We start from the raw sequence: 21,567 nt of genomic DNA, 5'->3' as shown, positions 1-21,567 counted from the left end.
GAATGCTGCAAATGCCACTTTGCAGGGAAGACCCATGATCCTTGAAACCGAACGCCTTTGGCTGCGCCCGCGCACGATGGATGATCTTGACGATTGTTTTGCGATGGATTGCCTGCCCGGTGTGACCGATTTTGTTAAAGGCCCATGGGCGGATGCCGAAGAACATCGTGGCTTTATCTCTGATCGCATCCGCATGGATTACGGCAAGGGCCTTGGTTATTGGTCGTTGTTTGCCAAAACAGCACCGGACCGTTTCATCGGCTGGGTCCTGTTGATCCCCGAAGACGCCAAAGGTCCGGAAATCGAAATCGGCTGGCGTTTGAAACCGGAATTCTGGGGGCGGGGTTATGCGACCGAGGCCGCAAAAACCTTGCTATGCCATGGTTTTGACAACGTGAAATTACTGGGGATGGTTGCCTGTATTGATCATCGCAATGCCGGATCAATTGCCGTTGCGCGCAAGATCGGCATGGTTCGTCGCAACGAGGTTGCGAATGATGTGCTTTACGCCATGACGGCCGATGAATTTGCAGCAAGTATTGTGACCTGACATGACGAGCGACGATTATGGATGACGTTGCCGATACCCGCTGTCCTTGATAAGAGGGACCAAGAGGGAGCCATTTGACCATGCCGGATTTCAGTATTGAGGATCAGTATCGCGGGCGCATTGCCGGGATCGATGAAGTCGGTCGTGGCCCGTTGGCAGGCCCGGTGGTGGCCGCCGCGGTGATTTTGCCCCGTGATGAACGGCTGCCCGACATCCTTGTTCGGGAGTTGAACGATTCCAAGAAGTTGTCGGTGAAAAAGCGTGACCTTCTGTTTGCGATCATTATGGATTGCGCCGAGGTTGGCATCGGTGCGGCATCGGTTTGTGAAATTGATCGGATCAACATCCTGCAGGCGACCTATGTCGCCATGCGACGTGCCGTCGATCAGTTGGGGCATGTCCCCGATCAGGCATTGGTCGATGGCAATCGTGATCCGGGGCTGCCCTGTGCGGTTGAAACGGTGGTTAAGGGCGATGGCAAGTCACTGTCGATTGCAGCGGCGTCAATTGTTGCCAAGGTGGTGCGCGATCGCGCCATGGCACGCTTGGCACTGCGCTATCCGCAATTTGGCTGGGAACGCAATGCGGGCTATGGCGTGAAAAAGCATATGGAAGGGCTGGGAGCGGTCGGACCGACCGTCCATCACCGCCGCAGTTTCAAACCGGTTGCCGATTTGCTGGGTAATCTGGCTTAGAGGTGGCGACACAGGGCCATGATCATGCAACGGCCGTTTGATTGCGCGGTACGACGTGGGCTCTTACCAGATCAACGCCGTCTGCATCGCGGGTAATCGCGGCAAATCCATCTTTCTGGCGAAGTTTGACCCGCTCCTGCACCCGGCATTCGGACCTGAACTGGATATCAAGGCTTTCGGGATGAAAATCCGGGCGGGCATCTGTACCGGCTGCGCCAAGTACCCACTGCATCAGGCGGACATTATTGACATGCCCATATAGGTCAAGGTCTGAGGGGCGGGCTTTGATGCTGTCGATATCGGGCAGGGCATCATGGGTAAAGGGTGTGCGCAACGGTGGCTCGATCAATTTTGGTCCCGGTGGATTGGGCAGGCGTTCGCTGATCCAGTCGGGCCAGCTTGCCGCACGGCGTTCAATCAGATCGAACATCGCCCAGAAACTTTGTGCCACAGCAATTACATCGCCATGACGATCCATCAGGCGAAAATCGCGCGTCGCGACGCGTCGTGAAATGCCTGATGGCCATGTTTCAACGATGATGTCCTCGCCATTGCCGGGATAACGACGGACATGAATGACCATGCGCGCCAGAACCCATGCGATCCCTTGGTCAACCGTATCGTCATAGGCCAGTTTAAGGATGCGTGCCCCCCAACCGGCCGCGTCCTGCATGTAATCGGCCAGGGCTGGCAACATCACCAGACCATTGTCGCCAATCTCGGAGTATCGTACCCGATAGGTCCCGCGCCATCCGCAATTGTCCGGCAGGTTCGGTTTGGTAATGTCGTCCCAGTTTATGGCCATTGTGATGTCCGATGATCGTTTGATCATCGGACCATAGGCGGATGTTCGCTGTTGGGCAACATGTGGCGCAGGGGAAATGCCGCAACAAATGTAAAGTGGCGGGATGCCACTTTGCTGAACAAGGTGTATGGTGAATTACTGCCTGGGGTAGGCGCTGTTGATAATCCATTCATTGCTGCTGTTGCGCACAAACGCAAACACGATGCTTCCGATGGTGAAATCGGTGGAAGATGTGCATTTGCCATCGTTTCCTGCCGCAGAACAGGTCGCCCCTGTCATGGTCGTCGTAATGCCCAGCTTTGCAAGTGAGACCTGTTGCCGAGGGGCGTTGCTGGTATCACTGCAGTCAACAGGGGTGATTTGTGTCGTGCTGGTATAGCCATTCCACGCTGTATCCCAGTCAGTATCTGACTTGAACAGCGTTTCACCATTCTGACTTTTGTTCGAAGGCGGGGTGAGACCCAGAATATGTTGGGTCAAGTGGCCGCCTTTTGATGTGTTTTGATCGGCTGCTGCGCTTGCGGTGACTGTCGAGATACCCCGGCAGGCCGCAGCATGGGCCAGACCGCCGGTAAACACGATAGCACATACGGTGATCACGCCAAGCAGGCGCGGAGAGTAAGGTGACTTGAATAGACGCATAATCGTCTCCTGTGATCATTAGGGAATAAGACGATAAGGAGACGATGAAGATTGGGGGCTGTGATGCTGCGCGTTTACAGTGATCAATCTATTGGCCGCTATCGCACCTTTTTAAGTCAAAGCGCTTCTTTTTTGGATCAACTCGGTTTTCCTGTGTGGCCAAGGTTCATCTTGCCCATCGGCAAAAAGACCGTGATGATGATCGGGGTATTGCTTCGTTGCGGTATACCGTCGGCTTTTAGTCGAATATGCGCGGTTTGATTTGTGGCTTTATTTAAATGAACAATCGTGGTTATTTAAATTGAGCAGGGAGGATTGAATGGGTGATTTTTGCAAAAACACTAGTGTTTATTTAAATGTCAAAGCGTAGATATAACAAGACATTGCGGGCAGACCAGGAAGGCGAAACGCGTCAGTGTATCGTTGATGCCGCACTGTGCCTGTATGGCGAAATTGGTCCGGCACGGACGACAATCAGTGCGGTTGCCGAACGCGCCGGGGTGCAGCGTTTGACGATTTATCGGCACTTTCCGGCGGAAAATGAATTGCTCGCGGCCTGTTTGTCGCATTGGCTGGTTTCCAATCCGCCGCCCGATCCCGGATCATGGCGTCAGGGGATTGATCCTGCTGATTGGGGCCTCGCGATCCTGAGCATGCTGTACCACTATTACGCGGAAACCGCCGAAATGTGGGGGCATTGGTATCGCGATCTGGATCATGTTGCGCCCCTGCGTGAACAGATAGCGGGATTTACCGATTATCTTGAAACGCTGTGCCACGATATTCTTGAAAGCCTGCCCGCGGAACGCCGCCAGGGTAAAATGTGTCGTTCGGTGGCACTGCATGCGGTGCAGTTTGCAACTTGGCAGTCGTTTTCAAAAGCCGGGATAGATAATTCGGAAATGGCGGCCTTGATGGATGACTGGCTGCATAAATGCCCGCTGTCGTAATCGAAATCGACAACATTCGACCCCGGGTCGGGGTATTCGATTAATCCGTCAATCCATTGGCCGCTGTCGCATTTTCTTTACGTCGCCACGTTTCTTTTTGGTGTCAATGCGTTTGCGCTTGGCCGATAGGGACGGGCGGGTTTTAACCCGAAATTTCTTGCGTTCTGCGGCTTTGCGCAAAAGTGCCAAAAGGCGTTCGATCGCGTCCTGCTTGTTGCGTTCCTGAGTGCGGTAACGCTGTGCATCGAACAGAATTTCCCCGTCATTGGTCAATCGGCTGCCAGACAGTTCGCGCAGGCGATCACGTACCCGTTGGGGCAGTTCGATCAGGTCGTCAATGCGCACCCGCATTTGCACTGCGGTCGAGACTTTGTTGACGTTTTGTCCGCCTGGTCCGGATGCGCGCACGAACTGAAAATTCAGATGGCGTTCATCAAGATAAAGATCGTTTGAGATTTTAAGCATGCTGGATCGTTTATAATGGTTACAGAACCCGTGGGCGGCGCCGGATCCCTGAACCTGTGAAACCGGTGAGTGTCGATTGAAAATTGACGATAATCCGCCTACATTTAACCTATCGGGTCCTTAACCCTAACCTGTCAGGGGCGGGCAGGACTGTAAACAGGAAATGATACGTGCAGGCATCGCATCTTTATCTGGTCTTGGGCTGGATGTCGGTTGGACTTGGAATTGTTGGTGTCTTGCTGCCAATTCTGCCAACGACCCCATTCATGTTGCTGGCCGCCTGGTTGTTTGGCAAAGGCTCGCCGCGTCTGCATGCCTGGATCAATAACCATCCCCAGTTCGGTCCACCGATCCGGCACTGGAATGAACATGGTGTGATCAACAGCCGGGCAAAAATCACGGCGATGACCGCGTTTGTTGTGATGATTGCGGCATCCTTGATCTTTGTCGAAAGCCGCTGGGTGGTGATGATCCAGCTTATGGTGGCGATCCCGGTCAGTTGCTTCATCCTGTCGCGACCATCGCGCCTTCCCACGCAACTGCCGTTGTCGCAAGGGGGCGAGCCAGGTACCGGTGCCTAGGCCCCGGATGGGGCGAAATACCTAATTGTCGGATTTCCGGGTCAGTTCTTCCTGGCAGGTTTCTTCAAGTTTATCGAGTTCATCAAGTGTCGCATCAATATCCTGACGCTGTTTGCGCAGGGTATCGCGGCGTTCATTGATCTTGTTGACCAAAATGGACAATTGCATGATTTCGCTGCGGTCGGTGTCATACAGGTCAAGAAGGTCGCGGATTTCCTTAAGTGAAAATCCAAGCCGTTTACCCCGCATGATAAGGCGCAGACGCACGCGATCACGCTGGCTGTATATACGGGTTTGGCCCTGACGCACGGGCGCGATCAGTTCCTGATCTTCGTAAAAGCGGATGGTTCGCGTTGTGACGTCGAACTCGCGGGCAAGGTCGGTAATCGAATAGCTGTCGTTCATGACATCTCGTTCAGGTTTACGCTTACGTAAACGAAAACTACATGCTTTCTTGCGTGATCACAATCGGCAATTCTTTTGGTAATTCAACGCAGAAGATACTGCCCTTGCCCGGTGTGCTCTTGACCGTAATCGTCCCGCCGTGCCGGTCGGTGATTTTTTTACAGATCGCAAGTCCGATTCCGGTACCGGCATATTCGCCGTAACCATGCAGGCGTTTAAAGATTTCAAAGATCGTCGCATGATATTGCGGTTCGATCCCGATCCCGTTATCGGTGACGCAAATTTTCCAGCATTGATTGGTCTCTTGGGCTGAAATCCGAACTTCGCCATTGTCAGGATCGCTGTATTTAAGGCCGTTGGAGACCAGATTTTGAAACAGCAACAATAATTGGCTGGCATCCCCGGTCACGGTCGGCAGTGGGCCGTCGCGTACGATATTACCTTCGGGGGCAGAACCGGCACGCCGGAAATTCGCGATAATTGCATCAAACAGGCTATCAAGGGGAACCGACTGGAACGGTTTGCCATGGCGCCCGACGCGTGACAGGGTCAGCAGATCGTCGATCATGCGCTGCATCCGCTGGGTGCCGTCGACCGCATAATGGATGAATTCGTCGGCGGTTTCGTCAAGCTTGTCTTTGTATCGCCGTGCGATCAACTGGGTATAGCTTGACACCATGCGCAGTGGTTCTTGCAAGTCATGTGACGCAGCATAGGCAAACTGTTCCAGCTCGCTGTTGGACCGTTCAAGTTCGGCCATGGTGCGCTGGATTTCTGTTTCATGACGCTTGCGTTGGGAAATATCGCGAAGCGTAATGATGTAATGATACCGGCCATCGGCAGAAAAATGGCTGATTGCGACTTCAAGCGGAATGTTGCGGCCGCTATCCGTGCGTGCCAGAACTTCGATCACGCCAGTACCCAGATCGGTCAAAAGCCGGTCGGTCGGCGGCATTTGAAGGGGGCTGTGCCCGCTGTCAGGCAGCAGAAATCGCATGATATTGCTTAGTTCGGGGTCGCCGCCCGGGCCGAAAAGTTCCTGTGCGCGCGCATTCAACGGTTCGATATTGCCATCATCGGATGCCACCAGAATGGCATCGATGGTATTTTGCAATATCGCACGGGTTCTGTCCTCGCTACGCTTGGTCTGGTTGACGAGTTCGGCCAGTTCGGCGGCTTGCTGGCGCAGTAAACGGTCGCGTTGCACGGCAAGGGTCATGTCGCGAATGGTCAACGAACAAAGCTTCTCGCCCCGTGACGTGGTAATCGGGTGAACGCGGATCGATTGTTCCATACGTTCGAAACTGGCGATAAATTGTGGCAATGGGCGCAATGGAAGCGCCCCCTGATTCAGGGACGGTGAAATGACGGCAGGCATTCCGAATTCAAGGCAATCCTTGATCGCCTGATTAAGGCGCCCCATCCGGGTTTCGGGGAATATCCCGACCAGTTGTTTGCCCAAGACCTGCTCAGCCGGAAGTCCTGACCGATTGTGCATCCATTGGTTCCAGTGGCATATCGCGTAATCGGTGCCGATCACAACAAGCCCGACATCTGCGGTATCAAGCAGATTGCCGTAAAGTTCGGAAGCTTCGGTTGCGTCCGATATGTCGATGCCTGGGGGATGGGGATTTGCCATTGTCCTGCCGGTTAACCGAGCGTGTTTTCAAGGAACCGACGGACCAGTTTCTTCAGGGTCTGGATTGAATCAAGATCCATGACAAACAGGACATAACCGTCGATGTCATTTTGGCGCAGCATGAATTGCACATGCAATATCATCAGAACCGGCATATTGCCGGCGGTGGAATCAGGTCCGGCATCATCATCTAGCAATGCACGGGTTTTTCGCTTGCGAAAGCTGGGCATTGAACAATTGATCGGTTCGCCCAGAACGTTGGCGATGCTGCCAAGGCAGGCATTCAAAATGATGTTCCCGACCTCCATCAGGGCTTCCTGCTCAAGATCGGTCAGCGTATCAAGGGGAACATCAACTTTAAGCAACCGACGCACGAGTTCAAGGCTGCGCTTTTCCGGAAAGACCAGAATGGCTTCGCCTTTGAACGGACCGTCAAAGGATTGACTGACGGCCGATACCACCTCGTCGGGGGATGCGGTCAGGTTGGAGTCCGAGAAACGTTCGACAAATGTAATCGTCGGGACGGTCAATTCAACCGGTTGATCGACCATTTGCGATAATGATGCCGCCGCACGGCCAACACCGATATTGATCAGTTCGCTGATGGTATCGTGTTCAAGTTCACTGATATCGATCATCGACCGGCTTCCTTGCCGGCAAGATAGTCGCGAATTTTTTCCTCTGTCGGCGGCTTGGCCAGAAAGTCCATGCCAGCCTTGGCGGCCTTGTTCTGGATTTCCTGCTGAATATTGGCCGTCAGCAATGCGATCGTGGCATCCGGATAAGAAGCGCGCAATATCGCACCCAGTTCCAGACCATTCATTCCGGGCATGTTGAAATCGACCAGAAGATAGTCATATGGATGTGCCTTGGCCATGACCTGTGCTGTCTCGGCCTCTTCAGCTTCGTCGATCTGCCAATCGGCAAAACTGCTGGTGATGAAGGCCTTGACCAGCATGCGGGCAAATTTGCTGTCGTCGACAAGCAGGACCGATCGCTTCTGTGACATGTCTTTCTCTGATCTTTACATTGTGTTCTTGTTGAATTCACCCTGTTGCAAGAGCGCGCCACCCACAAGGATAGGACTGATTATAACGTCGGCGCAACACTATGCGAAAGCTGTTCGATCTGTTTGGCAATAATCGATGCCGGTTGGGGTTCGGAAATCAGGAAGCCCTGGACCTCGTCGCAGCCATGTTCGCGCAGGAATTCAAGCTGATCTTCCGTTTCAACACCTTCCGCCACGACCTTAAGTCCAAGGTTATGCCCCATAAGGATAATCGTGTTTGTAATTGCCGCATCATCGGCATCGGTCGTGATATCGCGCACGAACGAACGGTCGATCTTGATCGAATTGATTGGCAAGCGTTTCAGATAGGCCAATGACGAATAGCCGGTGCCAAAGTCGTCGATGGCGATTTGAAGGCCAAGTTTGCGTAATTCATCAAGAATGGCTGCAGATTTTTTGATTTCATGCATCATTACGGTTTCGGTGATTTCCAGAATAATGCGCGATGCCGGCGTGCCGGTTTCTTCCAGAATGTTTGAAATCGTTTCGGTAATCCTGCCTTCGATCAATTGGCGGGGCGACAGATTGACCGCGATACTGACTGGGGCCAATCCCATCTCGTCCCATTCGTGGATTTGTTGGCAAACCCGGCTCAGGACCCATTCACCGATCTTGCCGATCAGGCCGGTTTCTTCGGCTACGGGGATGAATTGCATGGGCGATATAAATCCGCGACCGGGCTGTTTCCAGCGGATCAGGGCTTCAAGCCCGGATAAACGGCCGCTCGCCAGTTCGATTTTCGGTTGGTAGTATAATTCAAACTGCCCGCGCTCAAGCGCTTCGCGCAGGTCGTTTTCGATGGCAAGCCGTGCAACCGCACTTTCATTCATTGTTTTGGTAAAGAAGTGATAGGTGCCACCGCCGCGCGCCTTTGCACTATACATTGCCGTATCGGCATTGCGCATCAGAGTTGGGAAATCCTCTCCGTCGGCCGGGCAAAGTGCGATCCCGATTGAAGGGGTGATGAACAAAAAACGCCCTTGAATATCAAAGGCCGGGGCCAGGGCATCCAATACGGCCTGGGACAGGGTCGCAGCATCCTGTGTTTCGCGCAGGCGCGGAATGATGATCAGGAATTCATCGCCACCCAGACGGCCGATAACTTCCTGTCGCCCGATGATACGGCGCAATCGGTCTGCAACTGCCTTAAGCAGTAAATCACCAACATTATGGCCAAGGCTGTCATTGATCAGTTTGAAACGGTCAAGATCAATAAACAGGATGGCCGTTGCGCCTTTCTGTGGGCCGGGGGTATCGCGCTTGTGGCTATCAAGTGCCGCTTTCAGGCTGAATTCCAGCATGCTGCGGTTTGGTAAATTGGTTAGTGCGTCATGATTGGCCATATAGACCAGTTGTTCTTCATAACGTTTGCGCGCGGTAATATCGTGCAAGACCACCGTAATCAGCGGGGTTTCGGCATCCGGGATCGGGCGGAATGCGGCGCTGACATCGATTTCTGTCTTGTCCATGCGGATCAGAGAAAGGGTCAGGCGCTGTTCGGCGACATTGTCGCCAAGATCCAGTGCGGTCAGTTCATCCAGACATTTTTCCAGCTTGGGGATCGCACGCGGGATCACAAATTCCAAAAGCGACCGGCCCTTGGGAGTTTCGTCGCGCGATAGCCCAAGCAACGGATAAGCCGCGGCATTAAACTCGATAATCGTTCCACCCGGTGTGATGGTCAGGATGCCATCGGCGACGTTTTGAACAATTGCGCGCAGGCGGGATTCGCTGTCGCGCACCTGTTGTTCTGTGTGCCGCAATTTGCCAAGTGCATCCCCCATCCCATCAACCAGCGTGCGAATGGAACGTGACAACAAACCCAGTTCGTCATTTTTGTGATGGTGGTTAACAGTGATACTTGTAGAATCGGGGCTTGCGGTATCGACCAGTGCCAGCGCGTTGGATATGCGCAGCAGCGGCTTGGTTAGCCGCAGATAGAAAAAGCCAACCAGCACCATACCCAGCAAAAGGTTGCGTAAAATGCCCGACATCAGAATGCGGGTGGCACGGTTAAGGAAACCCTCGGCAATCAGGGCGGTGTCGATACGCACGATAAGGCTGCCGACCAAATCCCGGCCCGCCCCAATTTCAAGCCGCACATTATATTGCTGGATATTGCCAAACATCAGTTCGGTAAGTGCGGATCGCCCGGATGCAATCGGTTCGCGCGATTGCTGGGCAAGGACATTGCCGAAATTATCGCTCAGTGTGGCGTTGTAGACCGGTTCATATTCAAACAGGCCCGATACAACGCGCGCGGCCAGCGTTTCATCCAAGCCATATGCCGCCTGGGTCGCGGATTCGCGCAAGGTTGAAAGAACCTGATTAACCGTCCTGTCGATCAAATTGCGTTCTTCCTGCAGGTCCCAGAAAATCTGGATGACACTGAAGAATAAACCAATCAACAGGGTAATAACGACAGCGGCGCGTGCCTGTTTCACAGACAAGCGATCACGCCATCTCAGCCGTTGCGTTTTCAGGCTACCCTCCGACAATCCACACCCCCGCATGGTTCTTCGACCATTTGTCGCGGCAAGACTATGTGCTTGACGCAGCAAAAGCAATTGTTGCGCTGTTTCTAATGCTGGAAAAAAGTGACGGATTCTGTATTTTTCGGGCCAGGCCGCTTTATGTGTCGGCTGTCGGGGGTCTATCCCGGGATGCTGCATTGCATCGAAAACCGGAATAGTACTAAAAAAAATGGGATTTTATTGGAGTTGCACACAACCGCACTGCGTGATAACCCAATGCCCGAGAGAGAACAAGGCCGGGCGCGGGGGCAGCCGCTTTACGGCCTCGCAACCTGAACGGAGTTACACCATGACCTATGTGGTGACGGAAAACTGCATCAAGTGTAAGTATCAGGACTGCGTCGAGGTTTGTCCCGTCGATTGCTTCTACGAAGGTGAAAACTTCCTGGTAATTCACCCCGATGAATGCATTGATTGCGGTGTCTGCGAACCTGAATGTCCGGCTGAAGCCATTATCCCTGATACGGAACCTAATCTGGATAATTGGCTTGAGGTTAACCGCAAATTCGCGGAAATCTGGCCGAATATTACGCGCAAGGGTGATGCACCGGCTGATGCCGCCGAATGGGATGGCAAGCCAGGTAAAGTCGAAATGCTCAGTGAAAAACCGGGGACCGGCGACTGATCACGCGTGATAAGCACCTGTAAACACACAATATAGGCACCTTTTCCCTGTCGATGCATGGCTGCATTGAGCTGGTCGCACGGAAAAATTCTGTGATCGACCTCTATGTTGTGTTATTGTGGGAAACTCGCGTTCAAGAGCTCGACAGGCTCGTTCCGCGCAGTCGGATCTCCGTTATTTTATCCTGTCAAAAACCGCGACTACGCCAAAAGCATGGTCGTGCGCAGCTCTTCGCGTCGCCGGGTCTATAGTGTTACAGTTGAATGACCAGGTCCATATGGGCCGGAAGGAAGCTTGATGTCGGATAAGTTGCCGTTTACTATTGGCGATTACGTTGTCTACCCTGCACATGGTGTTGGCCGTGTTGATGGCCTGGAAACTCAGGAAATCGCGGGTCAGGAATTGCGCCTTTATGTGATTACCTTTGATTCAAGCCGCATGACTTTGCGCGTGCCAGTGAACAAAGTGGGTAACTCCGGATTGCGCAAGCTATCCTCGAAAAAACAGATGGATTCCGCGCTGATCACCCTTAAGGGGCGCGCACGTGTCAAACGTACCATGTGGTCGCGTCGTGCCCAGGAATACGAAGCAAAGATCAATTCCGGTGACCCGGTTTCGATCGCTGAAGTGGTTCGTGACCTGCACCGCACGGAAACTCAGCCGGAACAGTCTTTCTCCGAACGTCAGATCTATGAAGCAGCATTTGAACGTCTTGTCGACGAACTTGCCGCAATCGAAAAGATCGACAAGGACAAAGCTTCGGGCAAACTTGAAAAACTGTTGCAGAAAGCGGCCTGATAAAGGCCCTGCAGTTTATCTTGTACGAGAGACCTCTTTTTAAAAACCGGCCGACAAGGTAATCTTGGGCCGGTTTTGTTTATTTGGGCACGTTATGGCGATGAACGCAGTTCTGGCACCGATAAAACCAGCGGACAAGATTTGGGCTGTTGGCGCGATAAACGGCGATCTTACTGCTTTGCAGGCTGTCCACCGAAAGCTTGCCAATAAGATCGTGGCGGGTGACCGTCTGGTCTATCTTGGCAATTACTGGGGTGATAATTCCGGTGAAGCGGTCGTTGGTGTTATCAACGAGTTATTGCTGTTCCGCCGTTTCTTTATCGCCCTGGATGGCGTCGATATTGCCGACATCGCCTTTTTGCGTGGTGCGGCCGAAGAAATGCTTAGCAAGCTTCAGCAAATCCAGTTTGCACCAAACTCGGGCGAGGTCTTTGACTGGATGCTGTCGCGCGGGGTTGCCGGAACGTTGCGCGCCTATGGTTTTGATCCGTCAAATGTTCAATCCTTGATGCGTCAGGGCGCGCATGCGATTGCGCAATGGACAGGTCAGTTTGGCGAATCCTTCCGCCGCCAAAAGGGTCACAGTGCCTTGCTCTCAGACCTTAAACATGCGGCCTATACCACCGATGGTTCGCTGATTTTTGTGCATGCCGGGCTTGATGGTTCGCGGCCTCTGACCGGACAGACCGACACGTTTTGGTGGGGTGGTTCGATGTTTGAAAGCATTACCGATCGTTATTACGATTGTCGGCGGATCATTCGCGGATCATCGCATGCAAGTGTTGGTTTGCAAGAACGTGAATTCACGCTTTCAATTGACGAAGGTGCGGGACGCGGCGGGCGGTTGCTGGCCGTTGCTATTGGCCGCGATGGCAAGATCGCAGATCGCATTGAAAGCTAATCCTGATTAATCCCCGCCCCTGTGCCGATGCGGCGGTTTCGGGATGTTTGGATTGGGAAATAACGTAAAAGGCAGCAAAAATTTTGCTGCCTTTTACTTGTTTGGTGCATGTTTCTGCGGGTTCCGGTTCTCAATCCTGACCCTAATTAATCACAACCTTGATCAGGGATCCCTGTGCGGGGAGCTGTCCTGCCTCAAGCCCGTTGAGAACGGCAAAGGTATCGGCCGGTTCACGCGGGACCGCCATCTGGTCAATAAAAGTCGCCAGATTATATTCCGGGTTCATCGCCCGGACCTTGATCCGCAGTGGATGATATTTCTGCTGTTCCTGTTTGGTCAGCGGGCGGAAGCTGTAGGTCGTGCGGCGCAATGCAACGTTATAGCTGTCGACATTGGCAAGCGGGACAATAAACAGGAATTGATAGGCGTTCTCGCCGTGGCGGATGACAACAACCCGCAGGCGGGCTTTGGTGCCGCTTTTCATATTAACGTCGGCGTATCCGGTTGCGGCTTCCTGGCCGTCGATATCGATATTTTCGATATTGGTGATGGCGATTTTGCTGGAAAATCCGCGTGACAGATATTGATCCAGACGAACACCCTTGGCCTTGGGCGCACCTTCAAACACGATTTGGGCGCCGCCATCGTCCTGGGCAATGACCGCATCGGGTTGGTTGACCATCGAAAAGCCTTCCGGGACTTCAAACCGGAAATCAAGCGGCACATGAATAAATTGAGTACCGCGCACATAGCCGTTATCGGGGCCGTCGCCATAAATGATGCCATCGATTGCGGTCATGTATCTGACCGTTCCCAGTTCCGGGTTGGCCGATACCGTGACATTGGCCGCCTTTTGGGCCTGCTCGATACGATCAAGGGTACGCGGATGGGTTGCCATGAAATCGAACTGGTCAATGTCATCAGGGGATCGTCCGGCCAGCTTGGCCTGTAAATGCGAATGGGCGCGTAGTTTTTTCAGGAACGAAGCCATGCCTTGCGGATCATATCCGGCGCGCGTGATATAGCGCACGCCCAGCATATCGGCTTCAAATTCATGCTCGCGCGAGAACGATGTTAAATATGCATTTGCCCCGACGCCGACGATCTCGCTTGCGCCACTGCCAAGTGCCACCGAAAGTCCCCCGGCCAGAATCTGGGTCAGGACGCCCCGGCTGTATCGCTGTGCCGAATGGCGTGCAACCACATGGCCAATTTCATGGGCCAGAACGCCAGCAAGTTCTGCCTCGTTCGATGCAAGGGCGGCCAATCCGCGCGTGATATAAACGTAACCACCGGGCAGGGCAAAGGCATTGATCACGGCCGAATCCAGAACCGTAAAGGTGAATTTTTCGTCCGGGGCTTCTGAAACGGCAGCAAGTTTGTTGCCGATTTCTGTTACATAGCGCGGCAGATCTTTTTCATCATAGGATCCACCAAATTCCTGAACCATTTTCGGATGTTCTTGTGCGCCGACTTCTTTTTCCTGATCAGGGGACATAAACGCCGTAAAGCTGTCTTCGCCGGTCGCACGATTGGTCGAACAGCCCGCAAGCCCGGCAATCAGGCCAATCGCGCCAAGCGTCGTGACAAACCGTTTTGTGGTCCGATGAAAAAGCCAACCCATTGAAGTCTTTCCTCTTGTGCCCGCTGTGCGTATTCTTTTGGCGAAATGCAGGTTCAAAATGCATTCCTTACGATGTGGTAGCGCGTGTTGGGTTTCCAATCAATATGCAGCAAGAGACAAAACTATTCGCGCAAATCGGGAATTTTTGCGGCGATCTGTCATTGTGCGTGTTTTTTCAATCTGATCTTTGTGACGATCATCTTTGCCAATGTCAGCGGTGCTGCGGCCAATGCCGCTAATGTTACGGATGCCAACAAGGCCAAAACATGGATTTGTGGCCCGGCCTTTGACGCCGCGTCAACACGCAATGCCAATTTTTTACCGCTGACATCCCCGCTTGATCCCCCGGAAATGGTCGATGGCTTGGTGTTTTCCAACACCCCCAAAACACTTTGGCGCTTGGCCGATATTGCCTTTGTTCCGGGCTTTGAAGACGATGCCCTTGTTGCTATGCGCAGGATGGCGGGGACGGCTTTTGAACAGGCGGTCTATTCCGACGATGTTGATTTCGCCGGGCGTAAATTGATGGATCTGCGGGATGATGCGCGATTGCTTTGGCAGGAAGTCTTGCTTGAACGGGGGTTGGCTATTCTTCTTCCGGAAGGCAAAAGATCGGTTGATGTTTTCGCAAATGCAGAAGAACGCGCAATCGTAAAACGACTTGGCATTTGGGGCGATGATGTTGCGGCACCCTATCGCTATGGCGGATCACCAGACAGAGCCGGGATATTGCCAGATGCAAATTTGGCTGTTGGGCATTTTGCCGTGATCGACGCGGTTCTGCAACGGATCGAAGATCGCGAATGGCGCAGTTATCTTAATTTCGGGGAAAACTGGCGCAGCGATTTTACAGTTATGGTCGGGCGTGATTTGCGTGATGAAATTGTCGCAAATGGGCAACATATGGAAAACTGGATCGGCCAAACCATACGCATCCGTGGCGTGATAGAAGATCGCGGTGGTCCCTATATCGAACTTGCTGAACTTGCGGCACTATGCCTTGCCCGGCCTTGAATTGGTTTGCGCTTGTCCGATCACACTTTGGGCGTGTAAAAGATTTGGGCAATAGAATCCAAGAGGCTCTCCAATGCTTTATCCCGAAATTGAACCAACACATTCCGGCTGGCTGGAACGGCCAGACGGGCACGAGATTTATTGGGAAGAGCTGGGAAATCCCGATGGTATTGCCGTTGTTTTCCTGCATGGCGGTCCCGGTGCCGGGGTATCAGCCAACAGTCGCCGGTTTTTTGATCCCCAAAAGTATCGCATCATTCTTCATGATCAACGCGGGGCGGGAAAATCACGTCCGTTTGGCAGCCTTGAAAATAATACGACCGATCATTTGATTGGCGATATCGAAGCCCTGCGCCAAGCGCGCGGTATTGATAAATGGCTGGTGTTTGGCGGGTCATGGGGATCGACGCTGGCGATTGCCTATGGTCAGGCGCATCCCGACCGGGTGCTTGGTTTTGTCTTGCGGGGTATTTTCCTGTGCCGCGATCTGGAAATCGACTGGTTCATGGATGGCATGGACAGAATTTTTGTCGAAGCCGGGAAAAGGTTTTTGGCTGCTGTCGGGTTTGATCGCAATCCGGGAAGTGCTGCCTTGCTTGATCGCTATGGGGATGTTTTTGCGGGTAAGGACGGTGACGTTGCGGCGATTGCGGCGGCGCGGGCGTGGTCCGGGTTCGAAGCAACCTGCTGCACATTGCTTCCCGATGACGGTTTGGTCGAAAATTTCGAAAGCGACGGGATTGCCCTGGCGCTGGCACGGCTTGAACATCACTATTTCGTCAATAAGGGGTTCTTCGCACCCGATCAGTTGCTTGCAAATATGAACCGTATTTGTCATCTGCCGGCCGTGATCGTGCAGGGACGTCATGACATTGTTTGCCCGCCGATATCTGCATTCGATCTATATGCAAAATGGCCTGGGGCAGAATTGGAAATCGTTGAGGATGCCGGTCACGCGGCAAGTGAGCCCGGGATCGTGCGCGAACTTGTTCGTGCAACTGATTCTTTCAATGGCACCGGATTTACAAGAAAATAAAACCACCGGTTCATTGTATTGTTGTCTATATCAAGCATTTGGGTAAGATACGCCCAAGTTGATCCAAGAGGGGACTAAGTTAATGCGGTTGGTTTTGGGGAAAATCCTCGCGCTTGTTGTTGTATTTGGCTTTGCCAGTGCGGCACAGGCACAGCAATTTCTGGGTAATAATAACGATTCTGGCCTGCTGGAGATGTCGACCGGCATGGTGGATATCACGCAGGACGAAGAATCGGCTGAATTCCGCCTCGACTACCGGTTTCAACATGCAATGTTTGGCGTGTTGCGCCCGATTGCCGGTGTGATGGTCACCAGTGACACGGCTGTACATGGTTATGGTGGTCTTGCGATGGATGTCTTGTGGGGCGATCACTTTGTTTCAAGCATCTATACCTCTGTTGGTGGCTATCATCAGGGGGACGGCGAAGACCTTGGGCATTGGATCGAGTTTCGTTCGGGTCTGGAACTCGGCTTTCGCTTTGACAGCCGCGAACGGTTAAGCCTTGGTATCTCGCATATCTCAAATGCCAGCATCGGCGACGAAAACCCGGGCACCGAAATACTGTCGCTGACCTATGCCATTCCGATTGATGCGATCTTTGATTGATTAATTGCCGTTGTTGCACTTTTGCAAAGCCCCGCCCCGTGCGGGGTTTTGTTATTTAAACGCTGTGCAGGGCAAATTTGAAACGCTGCCGGATTGATCGTGGCTGTTTAAGCTGTTAATGGAATGCCTCCTGCCTGAAATGTGCGCCCGTAGCTCAGCAGGATAGAGCACCAGATTCCTAATCTGGGGGCCGTGGGTTCGAATCCCGCCGGGCGCACCATTTCTCCACCCCCTGCTGCGGTTGTGGATTTTTCAGGCTGTTTTGCAGAACTTCTTGCGGGCTCGGGGGTTCTGAAGTGTTGTTTTTCTTGAAATTAGCAGACTGTCATCTCATATCTTGATTAACGGGCTTGTAAACAAAGGCCCCATACATCATGGCCCATCGGGCCGGGAGGTATCAGGTGAAAAACTGGATCCGTCTTCCGAACAGCGAAGGCAATTGCGTTGCTGCGTCCAAGAGTTCGACAAGTTCCCCATCCGTTACAGTTCATGAACGTGAAATTGGCCGGAACGGTTTTATGGGGCCGTCTGCCCATATTTATCACAAGCATCCGCCCGCAGGCTGGGCCGATTTCGAAGGGCCGTTGCGCCCGCGAGCCTTTAATCTGAACAAATTGGCTGCTGGTCCGGAATGTCCTTTGCAGGCGCGGCGCATTTTGCACAACGCGGTGATGGAAGTTCGATATTGGCGGCTGGATGGCAAGATGCATGCACTGGCACGCAATGCTGACGGCGATATATTGGTGTTTGTGCATAATGGCAGTGGCGCGCTTTATTGCGATTACGGGCATATGCCCTATCGCGATGGCGATTATATCTTGTTGCCACGGGGGACAGCATGGCGGCTTGATGCCAGCGACCCATCGGAATTTCTGTTCATCGAAGCCACCAATGATGCGTTTTCGCTACCTGATGCGGCGCAATCGGCCGGGCATCCGGCAATCAATCCGACCCATTTTGATATCCCCAGAATTGATGACAGTTTCCTTGCCCAGCAGGACGATGCCTTTTGGGAAATTCACATCAAACGGCGGGGGGAGATTTCAACCCTGACTTATCCCTATAACCCGCTTGATGCAATTGGCTGGCAAGGGGACCTTAGTGTTGTACGCCTGAACTGGCGCGATTTGCGACAGGGAAACCAGCCCGGACAGCCGGTGCCACCCGCCGCACATAGTACATTTGTTGCGGACCGTTTTGCGATCAGCACCTTTGTCCCCAAAGTGGGTGAGGGCGAATCAGGTAAATTGCGCGTGCCATTTTATCATTCGAACGAAGATTATGACGAATTCATCTTCTATCACCGGGGCGAGTTTTACAGCCGTGGTGATATAAAACCCGGGATGGCGACCTTCCATCCCAGCGGTTTCCCCCATGGGCCGCATCCAAGTGCGTATCAGAAAACCATGATCAGGGTTCCGGTCGAAACCGACGAGGTTGCGGTCATGATTGATTGTGCGGAAATGATCAATATTGATGACACCATTCCCGACGGTGCGGAATGGAAAGCCTATGTAAAGACGTGGGAAAAAGCGAAAGAAACGCTCTAGGGGCAGAACGCATTTGGTTCACGGATGCTGTTTTGCTTTTCTGGGATGAATGCAGGGCCTGGATTTTTGCCGGAGAACTATTCTGGTTTCCGGCATTTTGTTCTATGGCATTGGTCTTGTGGATTGTATGACCTATCCGGGATGTTAATATTTTTGTTAGCTTGTCGCGCTATTCTACAGCCAGACGTATGGTCGTCTCCTTTGTCGTGGACTGGCTGGCGCGATAGTATAAGCTTATGCAGCGGCCTCATGGTGCAGACCCGACTGCGCAGAATGCCGTAGAATAATTTAGTCGGGACTGGATTGATCAAAGCCGATAATGGTTAAGCAGCAATTTGCAAATAAAGGCGGCAGTGTTTCGTCTGTGAGCGGTGCGGGACAGACGGATCCATTATCCTGTTTGCCGGAATCCTTTTCTTCACGCGGCGTGCGGACACCGTTTACGACCAAAACCCTGCGCTATGCCCGGGTGTTGACGGGGCGGAGTGGTCGGACTCTTATCAGTTTGCCCGGTCTTTCCGGCGGTCTTGGGACCTATGAAATGCCGCTTGAAACGCTACGCGAAGTGTTTGATCTGTCGGTGCATGATCGCATGCTGTTTGACCGTCTGATCACACTGGAAAAGTTGTCACCGGAATTGGTCCGCGAAAATGCACGCGCTGTTGCTGTGACTGGCGTCGGCGGCGTTGCGCTGGCCAAGGCTGGCATTACAGGTCAGAACGAAGAAAAATCTGCACGTGAATTGGGCCAGTTGACCTTGCTGTATCAGGCGTTGCGCCAATTGGGCGGTGCCGATGTTCAGGACATGAAGCGTGAAGATCTTTTGACGTCGGAAGGTCAGGTTCGTGCGCGCAAGGCGCTGAACCGTTTTGCATCGGCGGCAAAGGTTGCCAATGATTCGATCATCAACAGCCTCGGCGAATGGAGCGTCCAAAGCGCGCCGGTTGGTTTGGCGATTGAGGGATGTGAAGGGCCGCTGCGATTGTTGACCTTTGGCTTGCAAAAATTGTCCAGTGAGATCGAGGAATGGTCGATTTCAGAACAGGCAGATTTTCGCTTTATGGCGACGCGCGTAATCAATTCCGCCAGTGCCACCAATGAGCATGCGATGCGATTGCTGCGCAAGGTCGACTTGTGGAATGGCGAGCTTGGCAAGGTTCTGAAAGCCTGGTCGCGGGCAAAGGACGATTTGCAAAAGCATATTGATCGCCTGTGGTGGGTTCTTGATGGCTGGCAGGAACTGATTGATCTTTGGCGGACACGCCCGATGCAAGATCGGGTTCGCCAGCGTGAAATTGTCGAGGAAATAGCAAGTTTCGCACCGGTTTTGCCGGTCGAGGAACTTGAACAGATTGAATATGAATTCTGGGTCGATGTGCGTGTTAACCAGATGTTGTGGGCATCCGAATTGCGTAAATTGGGTAGCGGCGAAATTGATGCAGATATGGTTGACCGGTTGGAGCGGTTCCGGAGGCAGTCGGCGTGAAAATTGAAAATGCCGCAAACATGGGAACTTCCCAGCTTGGTGCCTTGTTTGAATCGCTCAGCAGTACGGAAATTGCGCGTTTTACACGTGCCATTGAAAGCGATCGTGCCGATCCCAAACTGCCACTGCCCCATGAACAGATTTTGCAAATCCTGCGGCCGCGTCTGGCGTCGCTTAAGCCGGAACGTTATCCGACACCGATGCGTCAATTCTGCGATCCGTTCGAGGATTTGCTGACATCCTCATCACCTGATGAAAACAGCATCCGCATCAGCCGATCCTCGTTGATGCCGATCTGGAAGCTGGTTGAAAGTTCCAGTGGGCCGGAAATGCAAAAGGTGATTGCCGATATTGAAAAGGCAGGGGCCAAGCGTGATCAGGATATGCTCGAACAGGCCGAACGCCGGTTGTGGAGCCTGAGCGCAAAATGCATTGAAGGTGAAATCGGGGATTCCCGCAGCGGGGTGAAAACCGAACGCGCATTGGCGACCCGGCTTGGGTCGCGGGTCCATCTGAAAGCTTTCGAGGAAATCGGCAAAATCCTGAGCGTTGCCGAAGAAATTGACGCAATGCGCAAACGCTTCCCATCGGTTCCCATTCGTAGTCTTGGAACCGCAGATGTAAGTTGGTTGCGCGACCGTTTTATCGAAATTTCCGAGGAAAAAGAGGGCTACGAGCCTGTTTTCCTTAAAGCTGTTTTGTCGCGCCTGTTACGCCCGAGCGAGCTTTTCAAATTGATCCGCGTGCTGACAAGCAAGGCGGATGATCGTTCGATTTCCAGTTCCAACCTTGCAACAACCGGTGATTTGATTATCGATCTTTTGGCCGAAACCGTGGCCGAGATCGAACAGGGTATCGGGACGGGTAAGGATGAACATCATATCCTGTCGCTGGCGCGCTGGTATGCATCCGAATTCATTCGCATCACGCGGGAGTTCAATATCCGCAAGGACGGCCGTTGGGGCGAAAAGCTGCTTGAAACCCGTCGTCGGGTGTCCAAGGCGATGGCCAATACCATGTTTGGTGCCAGCCCGGATCGTATCATCGAAGCTTTGCCGCAGCTTGAAGTCAAGCAAGGCCCGGGTTCTGGCCGTCAGGCCGCACGCCCGATCTTTTCGCAGCCCTTTGATGATGAAAAGGTTCTGGCCGCCGAGCGCTCCGCCGAGGCAATTGCCGAAACGGCTCGTATTTCGCATGTTCTGGCCGCCCAAAGCTCGGCGACCAAGGCCGTGGTTGAATTGAAGAAAAGATTGAACCAGATCGGACGTGCCGGGATTGATAGCATGGGCCGGTTGGATGCGGATGAGATGGAAAACGCCCAGCGCAATATGATGGGTATTGTCCGTTTGCTTGAAATCATCGATGGCCCCGAAGACGCCGATTTGCTGCGCCGTCGCGGTATGAATGCGCTGCGCGTTATTGAAAGCAATAACAAAAAAGCCAGCTAACCCGCGGATCTATTGGTTCGCGGCCGGTTCGAGGTGACTTGCTTGGCAATCGCAAGCCGTGTGCGTACTACCGGTTGTCTATCCGTTCGGCATTTGTTTGGCGCGAGCAGCGACTAGAGCGGTTCACGTTTTTACAGAAACAT

22 protein-coding genes and 1 tRNA gene are annotated in these 21,567 nt (G+C 53.1%); 14 read left to right on the top strand and 9 right to left on the bottom strand.

The genetic code is table 11. From position 1 onward, the window contains the following. The first annotated feature begins 34 nt into the window (after nucleotides 1-34). The gene (locus TALK_RS18970; protein WP_085620731.1) at nucleotides 35-550 is read left to right on the top strand and encodes a GNAT family N-acetyltransferase; all 516 of its coding nucleotides are present in this window, start codon (nucleotides 35-37) and stop codon (nucleotides 548-550) included. An 80-nt stretch (nucleotides 551-630) separates the two neighbouring features. Next, nucleotides 631-1,245 carry a ribonuclease HII gene (locus tag TALK_RS18965; RefSeq protein ID WP_085620730.1) on the top strand — a complete coding sequence of 205 codons (615 nt, stop codon included), beginning with the start codon at nucleotides 631-633 and terminating at the stop codon, nucleotides 1,243-1,245. Nucleotides 1,246-1,267: 22 nt separating this feature from the next. On the opposite strand, the gene TALK_RS18960 is transcribed toward TALK_RS18965, so the two are convergent. Together TALK_RS18960 and TALK_RS18955 are read right to left on the bottom strand one after the other, a co-directional pair. Next, nucleotides 1,268-2,050, bottom strand: a complete 783-nt coding sequence (locus TALK_RS18960) for an acyl-[acyl-carrier-protein] thioesterase (RefSeq protein WP_085620765.1) — start codon at nucleotides 2,048-2,050, stop codon at nucleotides 1,268-1,270. Nucleotides 2,051-2,185: 135 nt separating this feature from the next. Beyond that, nucleotides 2,186-2,692 carry a hypothetical protein gene (locus TALK_RS18955; RefSeq protein ID WP_085620729.1) on the bottom strand — a complete coding sequence of 169 codons (507 nt, stop codon included), beginning with the start codon at nucleotides 2,690-2,692 and terminating at the stop codon, nucleotides 2,186-2,188. A 356-nt stretch (nucleotides 2,693-3,048) separates the two neighbouring features. Here TALK_RS18955 and TALK_RS18950 point away from each other — a divergent pair, with 356 nt between their 5' ends. Further along, on the top strand, nucleotides 3,049-3,642 hold the full coding sequence (locus tag TALK_RS18950; RefSeq protein WP_085620728.1) for a TetR/AcrR family transcriptional regulator: 594 nt from the start codon (nucleotides 3,049-3,051) through the stop codon (nucleotides 3,640-3,642). Nucleotides 3,643-3,690: 48 nt separating this feature from the next. Here the strand turns inward: TALK_RS18950 and arfB are convergent, their stop codons facing one another. Beyond that, nucleotides 3,691-4,107 (bottom strand): alternative ribosome rescue aminoacyl-tRNA hydrolase ArfB, encoded by a 417-nt coding sequence (arfB, locus tag TALK_RS18945; RefSeq protein WP_085620727.1) that lies wholly within the window; start codon nucleotides 4,105-4,107, stop codon nucleotides 3,691-3,693. Between the two features lie 170 nt (nucleotides 4,108-4,277). On the opposite strand from arfB, the gene TALK_RS18940 reads away from it, so the two are divergent. Continuing rightward, nucleotides 4,278-4,688: a YbaN family protein gene (locus TALK_RS18940; RefSeq protein WP_085620726.1), complete on the top strand. Its 411-nt coding sequence runs from the start codon at nucleotides 4,278-4,280 to the stop codon at nucleotides 4,686-4,688. Nucleotides 4,689-4,709: 21 nt separating this feature from the next. Here TALK_RS18940 and TALK_RS18935 read toward each other — a convergent pair whose 3' ends face one another. The 5 genes from TALK_RS18935 to TALK_RS18915 form a co-directional block, all read right to left on the bottom strand. Then, nucleotides 4,710-5,093, bottom strand: a complete 384-nt coding sequence (locus TALK_RS18935) for a MerR family transcriptional regulator (RefSeq protein ID WP_085620725.1) — start codon at nucleotides 5,091-5,093, stop codon at nucleotides 4,710-4,712. Nucleotides 5,094-5,130: 37 nt separating this feature from the next. After that, on the bottom strand, nucleotides 5,131-6,732 hold the full coding sequence (locus TALK_RS18930) for a sensor histidine kinase (protein ID WP_085620724.1): 1,602 nt from the start codon (nucleotides 6,730-6,732) through the stop codon (nucleotides 5,131-5,133). An 11-nt stretch (nucleotides 6,733-6,743) separates the two neighbouring features. Beyond that, complete coding sequence (locus TALK_RS18925; protein WP_085620723.1) at nucleotides 6,744-7,370, bottom strand: chemotaxis protein CheC; 627 nt, start codon at nucleotides 7,368-7,370, stop codon at nucleotides 6,744-6,746. Next, nucleotides 7,367-7,741 carry a response regulator gene (locus TALK_RS18920; protein ID WP_085620722.1) on the bottom strand — a complete coding sequence of 125 codons (375 nt, stop codon included), beginning with the start codon at nucleotides 7,739-7,741 and terminating at the stop codon, nucleotides 7,367-7,369. The genes TALK_RS18925 and TALK_RS18920 overlap by 4 nt, the downstream gene beginning before the upstream one ends. Before the next feature lie 80 nt (nucleotides 7,742-7,821). Then, on the bottom strand, nucleotides 7,822-10,245 hold the full coding sequence (locus TALK_RS18915; protein WP_245830049.1) for a putative bifunctional diguanylate cyclase/phosphodiesterase: 2,424 nt from the start codon (nucleotides 10,243-10,245) through the stop codon (nucleotides 7,822-7,824). A 379-nt stretch (nucleotides 10,246-10,624) separates the two neighbouring features. Between TALK_RS18915 and fdxA the strand changes: the two genes are divergently transcribed. The 3 genes from fdxA (at nucleotide 10,625) to TALK_RS18900 (ending at nucleotide 12,659) form a co-directional block, all read left to right on the top strand. Further along, nucleotides 10,625-10,960, top strand: coding sequence for a ferredoxin FdxA (gene fdxA, locus TALK_RS18910; protein WP_085620721.1), 336 nt, complete (start codon nucleotides 10,625-10,627; stop codon nucleotides 10,958-10,960). A 297-nt stretch (nucleotides 10,961-11,257) separates the two neighbouring features. Then, nucleotides 11,258-11,758, top strand: a complete 501-nt coding sequence (locus TALK_RS18905) for a CarD family transcriptional regulator (RefSeq protein ID WP_085620720.1) — start codon at nucleotides 11,258-11,260, stop codon at nucleotides 11,756-11,758. A 94-nt stretch (nucleotides 11,759-11,852) separates the two neighbouring features. Continuing rightward, nucleotides 11,853-12,659, top strand: a complete 807-nt coding sequence (locus TALK_RS18900; RefSeq protein WP_085620719.1) for a hypothetical protein — start codon at nucleotides 11,853-11,855, stop codon at nucleotides 12,657-12,659. Between the two features lie 142 nt (nucleotides 12,660-12,801). Here the strand turns inward: TALK_RS18900 and TALK_RS18895 are convergent, their stop codons facing one another. After that, nucleotides 12,802-14,283 carry a M48 family metalloprotease gene (locus TALK_RS18895; protein ID WP_085620718.1) on the bottom strand — a complete coding sequence of 494 codons (1,482 nt, stop codon included), beginning with the start codon at nucleotides 14,281-14,283 and terminating at the stop codon, nucleotides 12,802-12,804. A 189-nt stretch (nucleotides 14,284-14,472) separates the two neighbouring features. Between TALK_RS18895 and TALK_RS18890 the strand changes: the two genes are divergently transcribed. From TALK_RS18890 to TALK_RS18860, 7 genes are all read left to right on the top strand, one after another. Then, entirely contained in the window at nucleotides 14,473-15,297 is an 825-nt protein-coding gene (locus TALK_RS18890; protein ID WP_139833887.1) for a hypothetical protein, read from the top strand. A gap of 73 nt (nucleotides 15,298-15,370) precedes the next feature. Next, a complete protein-coding gene (pip, locus tag TALK_RS18885) occupies nucleotides 15,371-16,333 on the top strand; it encodes a prolyl aminopeptidase (RefSeq protein WP_085620716.1) in 963 nt (320 codons plus the stop codon). An 82-nt stretch (nucleotides 16,334-16,415) separates the two neighbouring features. Then, on the top strand, nucleotides 16,416-16,940 hold the full coding sequence (locus tag TALK_RS18880; RefSeq protein WP_085620715.1) for an acyloxyacyl hydrolase: 525 nt from the start codon (nucleotides 16,416-16,418) through the stop codon (nucleotides 16,938-16,940). A 143-nt stretch (nucleotides 16,941-17,083) separates the two neighbouring features. Next, nucleotides 17,084-17,160: transfer RNA gene (locus TALK_RS18875), tRNA-Arg, on the top strand. A gap of 181 nt (nucleotides 17,161-17,341) precedes the next feature. After that, entirely contained in the window at nucleotides 17,342-18,490 is a 1,149-nt protein-coding gene (locus TALK_RS18870) for a homogentisate 1,2-dioxygenase (protein ID WP_085620714.1), read from the top strand. A gap of 400 nt (nucleotides 18,491-18,890) precedes the next feature. Further along, nucleotides 18,891-19,976, top strand: a complete 1,086-nt coding sequence (locus tag TALK_RS18865; protein ID WP_245830045.1) for a hypothetical protein — start codon at nucleotides 18,891-18,893, stop codon at nucleotides 19,974-19,976. Then, nucleotides 19,973-21,424, top strand: a complete 1,452-nt coding sequence (locus TALK_RS18860) for a hypothetical protein (protein ID WP_085620712.1) — start codon at nucleotides 19,973-19,975, stop codon at nucleotides 21,422-21,424. Before TALK_RS18865 ends, TALK_RS18860 begins: the two co-directional genes overlap by 4 nt. Nucleotides 21,425-21,567: the final 143 nt, after the last annotated feature.

The sequence above is a fragment of the Thalassospira alkalitolerans genome (assembly GCF_002115745.1).
GTDB lineage: Bacteria > Pseudomonadota > Alphaproteobacteria > Rhodospirillales > Thalassospiraceae > Thalassospira > Thalassospira alkalitolerans.
Note: the sequence above shows the minus strand (reverse complement) of the source record. Positions and strands in the feature narration are given on the sequence as shown.